This window comes from bacterium (assembly GCA_021158245.1).
Taxonomy (GTDB): domain Bacteria; phylum Zhuqueibacterota; class QNDG01; order QNDG01; family QNDG01; genus QNDG01.
The window spans coordinates 1-12,805 of the sequence record JAGGVB010000142.1 but is presented as its reverse complement, the minus strand read 5'-3'; the positions used below and the strand labels follow the sequence as shown (position 1 = coordinate 12,805).

Genomic DNA, 12,805 nt, shown 5'->3' with positions numbered 1-12,805 from the left:
GTGTTGGTGAGAATTCCGCCTGCAAATGCAATCTGCACCAAAGCCAGCACCATAATTACTGCAACAACTCTTGTCTTCATATTTACCTCCAGTTTTGAATTAAGCAGACTTATGTCCCTGCACAAATCACTGAATGAATCAAAAAGCCTCGTACAGAGATTGTCCATTTCCCCATTTTTTTAGATTCAATATATGGATAGATATATCTAAAATAGAAGAAAATCGGATTTTGTCAACATGTTTCTTAAAACAATGCAAAAGACAGAACCTAAGTTTTATAAAAACAGCTTGAATAATTACAGTGATTTTATTATATTTAAATGAAAATATTTCACGATGGAGACGTAGTCCGATGAGAATAAAAGGAAGTATAATTTGGGTCAGTACAGTCCTGCTTCTTGCGGGATGTTCATCATCTCAGTTCGGATGGAAAGAGGCTCCCGGAACTTCCGAATCAAAAACAAAAATGGATGAGAGTTTTGACCCTCTGTCATTAAATGATGATGACCTGAAGATTGAAAAGAAAATATCAGGCTCAGAACAGGACAGTCTGAAAAGTAATGTGTCTAATTTGATACAAAGCGGTATTCAGCCGGTAAAAGAAGATAGGAATAATGAGGATTTTTCCAAGGGCTTTCGTGTTCAGCTTCTCGCAACAGCAGATGAGGAAATGGCGCGAAAGGAGAAAAAGAAAGCGGTATTTAAGTTTGATGATAATGTATATCTTATATTTGAAGCACCCATGTATAAAATTCGCGTAGGTGATTGTATTACACGAAAGCAGGCTGAAATTTTAAAAAAGAGAGCTGTGAGAAATGGTTTTACAGATGCATGGGTTGTACCTTCGCCAGTAATAAAACATTAATTTTATGATCAATCTAAATTGGGGGACATGAGAAAGGGAATAATTTCTATATAGTTATGATAGCCCGGGCCGGAGCGGCACTGTTTTGATTTTTGCGGTAGGGCGGCAGATTGCAGGAAGATGATTGTATGAAGTTTTTAAATAGAGCGGAATCGGGTTTTAAAGAATTATGGAAACAGCATGAAAGCGTAGTAAATTAATAGAGTTGCGTAAATGAAACTTGCTTAGGCAAGGCTTGACAGCTATACTTTTTTGTTGTGGCCCCTTCATATATTCCCCTGATATTTTTATTTTGTAATATGAGGAAGAAATAAATAACAATCTTTGTTTTGGAATAAAAGGAGGTTTTTTATGTCAGGGCACTCCAAATGGAGCACAATTAAAAGAAAAAAAGCCAAGGTCGATGCTCAGAAGGGCAAGGTGTTTACCAAGCTGATAAGAGAAATAATTACAGCAGCACGTCAGGGCGGAGGTGATGAAACTGCTAACCCTCGCCTTCGTTCAGCTCTTGATGCTGCAAAAGCTGCAAACATGCCGAATGCTAATATTGATAAGGCCATTAAAAAAGGTACCGGCGAACTGCCAGGTGTTGTCTATGAAGAGAGGTCTTATGAAGGCTATGGCCCAGGCGGAGTTGCAATACTGATAGATACACTTACAGATAACATTAACAGAACCACTGCGGAAGTCAGGCATCTTCTGACAAAATACAACGGGAATCTAGGCGAAACCGGATGTGTATCGTGGATGTTCGAGAAAAAAGGTTTATTTGTTGTTGATAAAAAAGTGTGTGATGAAGAGAGGCTTATGGAAATTGTTCTCGAAGCAGGAGCTGATGATTTGTCATCGGATGATGATGTATTTGAAATAGTATGTGCACCTGAATTTTTTAATGACCTTAAACTTGCACTTGAGAAAGAGGGTATTCAGACTTTATCCTCAGAGATAACCATGAGCCCCAAAAATACTGCCAAAGCTGAAGGTAAAGTTGCTGAACAGGTTGTGAAGCTTTTTGATGCTCTCGATGAGTTGGATGATGTCCAGCAGGTTTATACAAATTGTAATATTGATGAGATGTCAGGCGAGGAGTCCTGAGTGAAGATACTTGGGATTGATCCGGGTACCAGGATTGTAGGATACGGCTTGATTAGTCCCACGGGGAATTTTTTTTCAGTTGAGGAGTTCGGCTATTTTAAGATTGACAAAAAATTACAATTTTATGAGAAATTAAAATTAATTTTTGACGATATTTCGGATTTGATTGCAAGAACCAGCCCTGATGTGGCGGCTGTTGAAGAAGCTTTTGTTTCACAAAATGCGAAAACAGCTTTAAGATTGGGACATGCAAGAGGAGTTATCATGCTTGCAGCTGCAAATGCCGGAATGGTTGTTGCCGAGTACTCCCCGAGAGAGATTAAGCAGGCAGTGCTCGGGTTCGGGAATGCATCCAAACAGCAGATACAGAAAATTGTAGTTCAGCTTTTAAAAATATCGGAGAATGAAATTCAGGAAGATGCTGCTGACGGGCTGGCAGTTGCCTTGTGCCATGGTATGAGAAGCGAAAGAGAAAAAAAGTATCCTGAGATGAAAATATGATTTCTTTTATTCGGGGCAGGCTTGTAGAAAAGAGCCCTGCGTCAATTATTGTTGAGACAGGAGGGATAGGATACATATTTGAAATTCCTGTTTCCAGTTTTGACAGATTCGGCAGCCCTGGGGAAGAAGTTACGGTTTTGGCTCATCTTCATGTAAGGGAAGATAAGCTCGTACTTTACGGTTTTGCAACAGAAGAGGAAAGAAAACTGTTCCGCCTTTTAATTTCCGTATCAGGAGTAGGCCCGAAACTCGCTCAGGGAATCTTGTCCGGGTTAAGCGTTAAAGATTTCAACAGAGCTTTAAGGGCTCAGGATACAGCGGTTTTAACTTCTGCACCCGGCGTTGGTAAAAGGACGGCTGAGCGGCTTATTGTAGAGCTGAAGGATAAAGTTGAAATAGAGAGTGAAATTGCATTTGCGGAGCAGGGCGGCAGAGTATCTTCATCTGTTAAAGAAGCTGTAATGGCTCTTGTTTCTCTCGGCTATCAGGAGGCAAAAGCGCAGAGAACTGTAAGTAGTCTTTTCAGGAATAATCCTGATTATAGCGTAGAAGAGCTTGTAAAAAATGCACTTCAGAAAATGTAGCCGGGTTAAATGAAAAATATGGAAAATGACAGAATTACAAATCCGGAACCGTTTCAGGGTGAAGAAACTTTTGATCAATCCATAAGGCCTCTTTCATTTGATAACTTTGTGGGCCAGGCTAAAATTACGTCAAATCTTAAAATTTTTATAAGAGCTGCTAAGGAGAGAGGCGAGGCTCTGGATCATGTTCTTTTTTACGGCCCTCCGGGGCTTGGAAAGACAACTCTTGCCTGTATTCTTGCCCATGAGATGGGTGTTGATATTAAAATAACATCCGGGCCCAGTATTGAGCGGCCGGGAGATCTTGCAGGGATTTTAACAAGTCTGCAGGAACACGACGTTCTTTTTATTGATGAGATTCACAGGCTCAGCACAGTTGTGGAAGAATATTTGTATCCTGCTATGGAAGACTTCAGGCTTGACATAGTCATTGACAAGGGGCCGCATGCCCGCTCCATATCTCTTAATCTTCCTCCTTTTACTCTGATTGGAGCTACTACAAGGGCAGGGCTGTTAAGTTCACCCATGCGCAGCAGATTCGGTGTTGTAAACAGGCTGGATTACTACCAGGCTGATGAGCTGGCATCAATTTTAAAAAGAACTGCAAATATTTTAAAAGTGGAAGTTATAGAGGACGGCATTGCAGAAATAGCTTCACGTTCCCGCGGTACTCCAAGGGTGGCTAACAGGCTTTTAAGAAGAGTCAGGGATTTTGCACAGGTAGAGGGAGACGGCTGTGTTACACACGAGGTGGCTGTTAATTCTCTTGAACGCCTTGATGTGGATGCAGACGGCCTTGATGATATGGATAAACGTATTTTATCAGTGATTGTTGATAAATTTGAAGGGGGACCGGTAGGATTAAACACTCTTGCAGTTGCAGTGGGAGAAGAGAGCGGTACAATTGAAGAAATTTACGAACCGTATCTGATTAAACAGGGATTTATGAAGCGTACACCAAGAGGGAGAAAAGCCACTCCCCTTGCTTTTAAGGCTGTTAACAGGGAGGATAAAATCCCGGGACAGCAGCAGACATTGTTGTAAAAAAATTTATTTGACTATTAATGATAAAAGTGTGAAGGGAGAGCTGTATGAAACTTTCCGATTTCAAATACGATATTCCTGAAGAGTATATTGCTCAGTATCCGTCAAAGAAGCGGGGTGATTCCAAGTTGATGGTAATTGACCGTGAGGCTGGTACAATAGAAGATAAAAATTTCAGAAATATTGTATCCTATTTAAAAGAGGGAGATTGCCTTGTTGTAAATGAAACAAGGGTTTTTCCTGCAAGGCTGTGGGGAATTAAAGATAAGACCAATGCAAAGGTTGAAGTACTTCTTCTCCGCGAGCTGGAAAAGGACCTCTGGGAAGTTCTGGTTAAACCGGCAAGAAAAGTGAGAGTCGGAAATAAAATCAGGATTGGCGACAGGCTGCAGTGTGAAGTTGTAGATAATACTGTATCCGGCGGCAGGGTGGTTCGTTTTACGTACGAAGGGGATTTTAATGAAATTATAGAAGGTATTGGCAAGGTGCCTCTGCCTCCCTATATTAAAAGGGATTCGGAAGATATTGACAAAGAGCGCTACCAGTCAATTTTTGCAAAAACACGCGGAGCTGTGGCAGCCCCTACAGCAGGTCTTCACTTTGAAAAAAAGATTATTAAAAAGATAGAGCATAAGGGCGTAAAAATAGTACCGGTTCTGCTGCATGTGGGATTAGGAACCTTCAGGCCTATTGTTGTTGAAGATTTAACACGTCATAAAATGGATTCGGAATACTATGAAGTGTCGGAAGAGTCAGCAAAGATTATCAATGAAACAATTGACAACGGAGGTAGAATAATTGCAGTCGGCACAACAGTAGTGAGAGTGCTTGAAACTGTTATAACGACAAACGGACACATCAGGCAGAGCAGCGGATGGACAGATAAATTTATCTACCCGCCCTATGTGTTTAAAGTTGTTAATGCGCTTATTACAAATTTTCATATGCCTGCATCAACTTTACTTATGCTTGTATCTGCGTTTGCCGGAAGTGATGTAATATTTAATGCTTACAAACATGCTGTTGAGGAGAAATACAGGTTCTTTTCATACGGTGATGCAATGTTTATCTATTAATATTTTCAAGGTATTGTAAGGTATGTATATAAGTGTTGTAATAACTGCCGGCGGAACAGGCAGAAGAATGAAAAGCAGTATTCCAAAGCAGTTTATTGGGGTTGCAGGTAAACCGCTGATTGTGCATACCATTGAAAAGTTCAATAATCTTGAATCTGTGAATGAAATAATTGTAGTTGTACCGGAGAAAGACGCGGGCGGAACAGAGCAACTCATAAAAGAGTGGAACCTTAATAAAGTTACTGCAGTAGTGCATGGCGGTGCGGAAAGGTTTTTTTCTGTAAAAAACGGCATTTCATCAGTAAGTGGTAATGCTGATATAATTCTCATACACGATGGTGTACGCCCACTTGTTACAACTGATGACATTCTGGGCGTTATTGACAAGACAGCAGAAACAGGCGCAGCAATTTTGGCTCTGCCTGTTACAGATACAATAAAACGTGTCGAACACGGAAAAATTGTGAACACAATGAACCGCAGTATAATGTGGCGAGCGCAGACTCCTCAGGGGTTTAGAACCGACATTATTAAAGAAGCGTATGAAACAGCAGCGGGCAAGGGGATTACTGCAACCGATGATTCACAGCTTGCAGAGGCAGCAGGCGTATGTGTGTCAGTCGTGAGAGGCAGTGGCCAGAATATTAAGGTAACAAATCCTGATGACATCCCTGTTGTTTCGTTTCTCATCAGTGCGGAGGAAAAGTGAGAGTAGGCTTCGGATATGATATTCATCTTCTTGTAAAGGAGAGGCCGCTTATTCTCGGAGGGGTTAATATCCCGTATCTGAAAGGGCTTAAAGGCCATTCAGATGCAGATGTTTTGTGCCATGCAGTTTCAGATGCGCTTCTCGGTGCTGCTGCTCTGGGAGATATAGGCGTGCACTTTCCTGATACTGATGATGCGTACAAGGACGCTTCGAGTATTGAACTTTTAAAAAAAGTACGCAGTATTGTCGCCTCTGCCAATTTCAGGATTGTAAATATAGACTCTACAATAGTAGCGCAGAACCCGAAAATCGGCCCTTATCGGGATCAAATGAGAGAAAACATTGCAGAAGCTGCCGGTATATCTCCAATATACGTTTCAGTAAAGGCAACTACAAATGAGGGCATAGATGCAATTGGAAAAGGAGAGGCAATAGCGGTTTATGCTGTGGCAATGATTGAATAGTGTTTGTAATTTATCGTTCTTAAAAAAAATAAATCAGGAAAAGTAATGATGCAGAAAGTACGTACCAGATTTGCCCCAAGCCCCACGGGGCATTTGCATATTGGAAATGCAAGAACAGCATTGATGAATTATATTTTTACACGCCACTATGGCGGGGAATTTATTCTGAGAGTTGAAGATACAGATGCTGAGCGCTCGACAGAAGAATCCGAAACCGAGATATTGAAGGATCTTAAATGGCTGGGCCTTGAATGGGATGAAGGGCCGGGAAAAGGCGGAAACACAGGGCCTTTCCGCCAGTCGGAACGTCTTGAACTCTATAAAAGTTATGCTGATAAACTGCTTGAAAGCGGAGATGCATATTACTGCTTCTGTACCGGCGAAGAGCTTGAAGCAAGGCGTAAGGAGAGAATTAAAAAAGGAGAGCCTGCAGCTTATGACGGCAAGTGCAGAAATCTTACGGAAGAGGAGCAGAAAAATCTGAGGGCGGAAGGGCGTTCCCCTGTTATCAGGTTTAAAGTCGATGAATCGGACATATCATTTTATGACGAAGTTAAAGGCGACATTACATTCCCGAATAATCAGATAGGCGATTTTGTAATAATGCGGGCTAACGGGATGCCTATGTACAATTTCAGCTGTGCTGTTGATGATCATCTTATGAAAATTACCCATGTTATCAGGGGTGATGACCATGTGTCAAATACACCAAGGCAGATTCTTGTATACAAAGCATTCGGATGGGAAATCCCAAAATTCGCACACATACCGATGATACTCGGGAAAGACGGCTCAAGGCTGTCAAAGCGTCATGGAGCCACATCAGTTGCACAGTACAGGGAAGATGGATTCCTTTCCGAAACACTGGTAAATTTTCTGTCGCTGCTTGCGTGGTCTCCTGAGAGCGGAGAAGAGATTTTATCAATGAATGATCTTATTAAAAGTTTTGACCTGAAGAGGGTTTCTCATTCTGCCGCTGTTTTTGATACGGAAAAATTAAAATGGATGAATGGAGTTCACATAAGAAATATGGAGGCGAAAAAACTGGCTGAAATCGCTTTTCCTTTTTTCAGAAGCATGGATTATCCTGTCAATAGTGCAGAGGATATTGAACAAATCGTAATTACCCTGCAGGATAAGGCAGAGACGATTAAAGAGATGGCTGAAAAAGCCGGAATTTTTTATCAGGACAAGGTGGTTTCTGTCGGGCAGGAAGAAAGGGAGATTATTACTTCTGATTTTTCTGTTAAGGTTTTAAAAGAGTTTGCATTGCAGGCAGAAGATTTATCAGAGTGGAACAGCGGGGTTTTTCTTGATCTTATGAAGAGAGTATCCAAAAGCAGCGGAGTAAAAGGCAAGGACCTCTGGATGCCTGTACGCATTGCTTTTACAGGACAGAACCATGGTCCGGAACTTACCAGAATTGTTGAAATTTTCGGGCGTGAAAAGTGCATAAAATTTGTTGAAAATGCTGTTAGAACTTTCAGCAGAGAGGAATAAAAATTGCACTTAAAAGTGTAATGCAGTAATTTTACTGTTATAGTGCTTCTAACGGCCGGATACAGGGCAGTATGTACTATTGCAGGTGATCAAATGCTGCCGGAGAGTATTTTAAGAAATTTTATTATCATGGTTATAAGAAAAAATAAAAAATTGTTTAAAGATGTTTTGGTTCTCGCCTCAATCTTTCTGCTGTCTGTAAATATTTATTCTGCGGATAACAGCAGAAAGAATTTTCCGCTTCCAAAAAAGCTTGAGCTTCGAGTACAGTTCTGGATTAATATTTTTACAATATATTCTGTTGATGAGTGGGTTATACATGATTCAGGGAAGCCGGAAAGAATCTATTCCGTAATAAGTTTTAAAGGCCGGAATCTTTCAAGAAAAGAGAGGTATCTTCTTGCAAAAAAAGAGAAGCACAGAATTTCATTACTTCTGAAAAAGTTGTCCTCCCGAAAATTAAAGTATAAATCTCTCCCAAATGAGGAGAGGAGATTATTTTCTCTGTTCGGGAAAAATCCGGACAGAAAGAGATTGTATAAAGCCTCTGAAATGGTACGTGTACAGCAGGGAATGAGAGAAACTTTTAGAAACGGAATAAAAAGATCCGGAGCTTATGTGGGAATTTTCAAAAAAATATTTGCGGATTCAGGCCTTCCTGAAGACCTGGTTTATCTCCCCCATGTAGAATCTTCCTTTAATCCGAAAGCAAGGTCTCGTACCGGTGCAAAGGGTATGTGGCAGTTTACACGGTCAACAGGCAGAAGATTCCTTTTGATAAATCGTGTCCTTGATGAAAGGGCGGATCCCTTTTTAAGTGCAGGGGCTGCGGCAAAATACCTTAAAGAGTGCTATGAAGAGCTCGGTTCCTGGCCTCTTGCAGTTACTGCATACAACCATGGGCTTTCCGGAGTAAAACGGGCTGCAGTATCAACAGGTTCAGATGATATTGTACGTATCGTAACTCTATATAAATCAAGACGGTTCGGATTTGCTTCAAAAAATTTCTACGCTGAGTTCCTCGCTGCATGCCATGTAGCTGAAAACAGCAGCAGGTATTTTCCTGATATAAATCCCGAACCTCTTCTGAGATTCAGAGAATATACATTAAAAAAGAGTACACCGCTGGATTCTGTTATTTCAGTATTTAATCTTTCTGCCGAGGTTGTGAAAAGGTACAACCCCGCATTAAAGGAAAAAGTTTTTTCCGGAGGATACTCTCTGCCCTCCGGTTATGCTCTCCGCCTTCCGGTTTATAAAAAGATGGGAAGAGAAATTTCTGCATACAATGAGAAACTGCTGTCGGAAAATTCAAAAAAGGAGGGTATAAGCCTTCCTGAAGTTGTGATGCAGGCAGTCAAGGCTGCTTTTGATTTTGTCCGTGTGGAAGATGTAAAGACTTTAAATAAATCTCTGTCGCAATCAGACAGAGACATGAGTGAGGGTAGCTCTTTAAATAATAATAGTATTGAAGTAGCTGACGGTTTTGTTAAACCTGTTTCCGATTTTTCATTGAGTTTAAGCCTGCTTTCTGCTGATTATCTTAAAGGAATGCTATCAGTAAAAAGTGGATATTTGATTGTATACCCTGCAGAAACTCTGGGGCATTATGCTGACTGGCTTAAAGTACCTACATGGCGGCTAAGATTAATAAATAAACTTCAGTACGGACAGAATATCCGGACAGGCCAGAAGATAAAACTCATATTTAAAAGAATCAGCAGAAAAGATTTTGAAAAAAAAAGGATGGCTTATCATAAAACCCTGATGAAGAAATATTTTTATTCTTATACAGTCAGGGATTCGTTATTTTATAAAATAAGATCCGGTGATACTCTGTGGAATGTTGCAAATAAAAGATTTGATGTGCCTGTGTGGCTGATACTGGCATTCAACCCTGAAAAGAATCTCTCGAGAATCCGGCCGGGAGATGTTTTAAAAATACCTGTTGTGAGAAAGAAGCAGTCAGCGATATGCATTCTTGACTCGCAGAGTTTGAACGATTAAAACAGAACGGAGAGTTCCTGATGGGCTCAACAGAGAACGGGCAAAAGCGTCTTTTTTTAATTGACGGAACTGCACTTGCATACCGCTCGTATTTTGCATTTATAAAAAATCCGCTGATTAATTCAAAAGGTATAAATACGGGGGGCGTGTATGGTTTTACCGGAGCAATTATCAGAATATTAAAGGAAGAAAAACCTGAATATCTCGGCTGTGTGTTTGATATGAAGGCGCCTACATTTCGGCACAAGCTTTATCCCCAATACAAGGCAACAAGAGAGAAGATGCCGGATGATATGGTTGAGCAGCTTCCGCTGATCAGAAGTGTAGTTGAAGCTTTTGAAATTCCTATTCTTGAAATGGCCGGTTTTGAAGCTGATGATATAATGGGTACAATTGCGAGAAAGGCTGAGAAGGAAGGAATGAAGGTTTTTCTTGTAACCGGCGATAAAGACCTGATGCAGCTTGTGTCTCCCAATGTTTTTCTCTACTCTTTAAAGAGCCGCACACCTGGAAACGGAGTTGAGGTTTTTGATGCAGAGAAAGTTGAAGAGAAACTTGGGGTTCCTCCTGATAAAGTGATTGACCTTCTGGGATTAATGGGTGACACATCTGATAATGTTCCGGGTATACCCGGTGTAGGCCCCAAAACCGCACTTGACCTTATTGCACGGTACGGCTCTCTTGAAGGCGCCCTTGAAAAGATTGAAGATTATCCGAAAAAGGGCATTAAAGAGAAAGTGCTTCGGAACAGGGAATCTGCAGTACTTTCAAAAGAGCTGGTTACGCTGGATACTAATGTCCCGGTTGAATTTAATCCTGAGAAACTTAAGTACCGTATTGATGATACACAGAAGATTAAAGATTTGTTCATTACACTGGAGTTTAAAAAATTTATAACAGACCTGGAAAATAGCGATATCAATTTTGCCCCCTCGGTTTATCAGAGAAAGGAGCATGAATACAGATATGCAACATCGCTGACGGAAATTAGTTATCTTAAAAATGAGCTTTATAAAGCAGGTGAATTCTCCCTTGACCTCGAAACAACATCTCTAAACCCCCTTGAAGCGGAGATTGTAGGTATCTCCTTTTCCTGGAAAGCTAATGAAGCTGTTTATGTACCGGTTATGGTTCCTGAAAAGTACAGAGGCCTGCCGATTTTTATTGAGACAGGGGGGAGTCCCTTAAAGCAGGTTATTGAAATTTTGCGCCCTGCGCTGGAAGACCCGAATCTGAAAAAGTGCGGACAGAATATAAAATACGACTGGCATGTTCTGCAGCAGAACGGTGTTGATTTAAAGGGTGTGGATTTTGATACAATGGTTGCAGCATACCTCATTAATCCTACATCCCGTGAATTTAATATTGATGCACTTGCAAGAGAATTCCTTAATATTACCAAGATACCTACAAAAGAGCTCATTGGTACAGGCAAGAAGCAGATAACTATGGATGATGTGGATCTTGAGCTTATTTCGGAATACGGGTGTGAGGATGCAGATGTTGCGTTCCAGTTAAAAAAACACCTTGAGCCGGAAATTAAAAAGCTCGGCATGGATTCGCTGTTTCGTGATGTTGAGATGAAGCTCGTTAAGGTTCTTCTTGAGATGGAAGAAACAGGAGTTGCAGTTGATGTTGACATGCTCGGCAGAATGTCAAAAGAGATGGAGTCCAAGCTGGAAAATATACGCAGTGACATATTTGACATTGCAGGAGAAGAGTTTAATATTAACTCCACTCAGCAGCTTGGCGTTATTCTTTTTGAAAAACTTAAGGTGCACGAGCAGTTGGGGATTAAAAGAATAAGAAAAACAAAGACAGGCTATTCAACGGACGTGAGGGTACTGGAATCATTATCTGCTCATCCGCTTGCAGGAAAGATGCTTGAATACAGACAGCTTTCAAAACTCAAATCAACATACATTGATGCTATACCCGGCCTTATCAATAAGAAGACAGGCAGGGTTCATGCTTCATTTAACCAGACCGTTACTGCAACAGGGCGGATATCCTCAAGTAATCCCAATCTTCAGAATATTCCGGTTCGAACTGATCTCGGAAGAGAAATAAGAAAAGCCTTTATCCCGGAGAACAGAGACTGGTTTATCGTGTCCGCTGATTACAGTCAGATAGAACTGCGCATTATGGCGCATCTTTCCGGAGATGAGACTCTGAAAAATGCATTTATAAATAATGAAGATATCCATTCCCGTACTGCTGCAGATATATTCTCAGCTGATATTAGCAGGATTACTCCTGATATGAGACGCAAAGCTAAAGAGATAAATTTCGGGATCATGTACGGTATGGGGCCTTACGGACTTGCACGAAGGCTTGGAATACCTGTCAAAGAGGCTGAACAGTTTATAACTGCATATTTTGTAAGATATCCTAAAGTAAATGAATTCATTGTAAATACCATATCGGAAGGGTACAAGAATGGATTTGTTACTACACTTCTTAATAGAAGAAGATATCTTTACGAGCTTAAGAGCAGTAATCAGAATATCCGCAATTTCGGTGAAAGAACGGCTGTAAATACTCCAATTCAGGGCACAGCAGCTGATCTGATAAAAGTTGCAATGGTACGTATAGGAGAAAGGCTGAGGCAAGAGAAATGGAAGTCAATGATGATTCTTCAGATTCATGATGAACTCTTGTTTGAAGTACCGGAGAATGAAATTGAAAGATTAAAAGATATGGTAAAAAAAGAGATGGAAAATGCAATAGAACTTTCTGTCCCGATTATAGTTGATGTTGGTATAGGAAAAAATTGGTACGAAGCTCATTAAAAAAGGTGTCTCCTTTGAAAAAGAGAACACCTTGTGCCGAAGGGGGGATTTGAACCCCCACGTCCGTAAAGAACACTGCGCCCTGAACGCAGCGCGTCTACCAGTTCCGCCACTTCGGCAGTAGCTGTAAATGTAGTAAAATGAATAAAAAATGTCAAGGTGAAAGTG

General features: G+C 40.8%; 11 protein-coding genes and 1 tRNA gene. 11 read left to right on the top strand and 1 reads right to left on the bottom strand.

Translation table 11 applies throughout. The features are described from left to right. Positions 1 to 352 precede the first annotated feature (352 nt). The 11 genes from J7K93_07615 to polA all read left to right on the top strand — a co-directional run bounded on the left by J7K93_07615 (position 353) and on the right by polA (position 12,637). Positions 353 to 865 (top strand): SPOR domain-containing protein, encoded by a 513-nt coding sequence (locus J7K93_07615; protein ID MCD6116865.1) that lies wholly within the window; start codon positions 353 to 355, stop codon positions 863 to 865. A 351-nt stretch (positions 866 to 1,216) separates the two neighbouring features. Continuing rightward, the gene (locus J7K93_07610) at positions 1,217 to 1,960 is read left to right on the top strand and encodes a YebC/PmpR family DNA-binding transcriptional regulator (protein ID MCD6116864.1); all 744 of its coding nucleotides are present in this window, start codon (positions 1,217 to 1,219) and stop codon (positions 1,958 to 1,960) included. Further along, a complete protein-coding gene (gene ruvC, locus J7K93_07605) occupies positions 1,961 to 2,461 on the top strand; it encodes a crossover junction endodeoxyribonuclease RuvC (protein MCD6116863.1) in 501 nt (166 codons plus the stop codon). It begins immediately after the preceding gene. Next, a complete protein-coding gene (ruvA, locus tag J7K93_07600) occupies positions 2,458 to 3,045 on the top strand; it encodes a Holliday junction branch migration protein RuvA (GenBank protein MCD6116862.1) in 588 nt (195 codons plus the stop codon). Before ruvC ends, ruvA begins: the two co-directional genes overlap by 4 nt. Positions 3,046 to 3,063: 18 nt before the next feature. Beyond that, positions 3,064 to 4,089, top strand: coding sequence for a Holliday junction branch migration DNA helicase RuvB (gene ruvB, locus J7K93_07595; GenBank protein MCD6116861.1), 1,026 nt, complete (start codon positions 3,064 to 3,066; stop codon positions 4,087 to 4,089). A gap of 47 nt (positions 4,090 to 4,136) precedes the next feature. Continuing rightward, positions 4,137 to 5,165 (top strand): tRNA preQ1(34) S-adenosylmethionine ribosyltransferase-isomerase QueA, encoded by a 1,029-nt coding sequence (queA, locus tag J7K93_07590; GenBank protein MCD6116860.1) that lies wholly within the window; start codon positions 4,137 to 4,139, stop codon positions 5,163 to 5,165. 22 nt (positions 5,166 to 5,187) lie between these two features. Next, a complete protein-coding gene (gene ispD, locus J7K93_07585; protein MCD6116859.1) occupies positions 5,188 to 5,874 on the top strand; it encodes a 2-C-methyl-D-erythritol 4-phosphate cytidylyltransferase in 687 nt (228 codons plus the stop codon). After that, the gene (locus tag J7K93_07580) at positions 5,871 to 6,338 is read left to right on the top strand and encodes a 2-C-methyl-D-erythritol 2,4-cyclodiphosphate synthase (protein ID MCD6116858.1); all 468 of its coding nucleotides are present in this window, start codon (positions 5,871 to 5,873) and stop codon (positions 6,336 to 6,338) included. Before ispD ends, J7K93_07580 begins: the two co-directional genes overlap by 4 nt. 48 nt (positions 6,339 to 6,386) lie before the next feature. Continuing rightward, entirely contained in the window at positions 6,387 to 7,838 is a 1,452-nt protein-coding gene (locus J7K93_07575) for a glutamate--tRNA ligase (protein ID MCD6116857.1), read from the top strand. A 93-nt stretch (positions 7,839 to 7,931) separates the two neighbouring features. After that, positions 7,932 to 9,845: a transglycosylase SLT domain-containing protein gene (locus tag J7K93_07570; GenBank protein MCD6116856.1), complete on the top strand. Its 1,914-nt coding sequence runs from the start codon at positions 7,932 to 7,934 to the stop codon at positions 9,843 to 9,845. A gap of 20 nt (positions 9,846 to 9,865) precedes the next feature. Then, a complete protein-coding gene (gene polA / locus J7K93_07565) occupies positions 9,866 to 12,637 on the top strand; it encodes a DNA polymerase I (GenBank protein ID MCD6116855.1) in 2,772 nt (923 codons plus the stop codon). A 34-nt stretch (positions 12,638 to 12,671) separates the two neighbouring features. Here the strand turns inward: polA and J7K93_07560 are convergent. Beyond that, positions 12,672 to 12,756 (bottom strand) — tRNA-Leu (locus J7K93_07560). Between the last annotated feature and the right edge of the window lie 49 nt (positions 12,757 to 12,805).

Excerpts from the sequence above, each read along its gene's own strand:
- ruvA (MCD6116862.1), top strand. The coding sequence starts at position 2,458 with ATGATTTCTTTTATTCGGGGCAGGCTTGTAGAAAAGAGCCCTGCGTCA.
- queA (MCD6116860.1), top strand. The coding sequence starts at position 4,137 with ATGAAACTTTCCGATTTCAAATACGATATTCCTGAAGAGTATATTGCT.
- ispD (MCD6116859.1), top strand. The coding sequence starts at position 5,188 with ATGTATATAAGTGTTGTAATAACTGCCGGCGGAACAGGCAGAAGAATG.
- J7K93_07615 (MCD6116865.1), top strand. The coding sequence starts at position 353 with ATGAGAATAAAAGGAAGTATAATTTGGGTCAGTACAGTCCTGCTTCTT.
- J7K93_07610 (MCD6116864.1), top strand. The coding sequence starts at position 1,217 with ATGTCAGGGCACTCCAAATGGAGCACAATTAAAAGAAAAAAAGCCAAG.
- J7K93_07575 (MCD6116857.1), top strand. The coding sequence starts at position 6,387 with ATGCAGAAAGTACGTACCAGATTTGCCCCAAGCCCCACGGGGCATTTG.
- ruvB (MCD6116861.1), top strand. The coding sequence starts at position 3,064 with ATGGAAAATGACAGAATTACAAATCCGGAACCGTTTCAGGGTGAAGAA.
- polA (MCD6116855.1), top strand. The coding sequence starts at position 9,866 with ATGGGCTCAACAGAGAACGGGCAAAAGCGTCTTTTTTTAATTGACGGA.
- J7K93_07570 (MCD6116856.1), top strand. The coding sequence starts at position 7,932 with ATGCTGCCGGAGAGTATTTTAAGAAATTTTATTATCATGGTTATAAGA.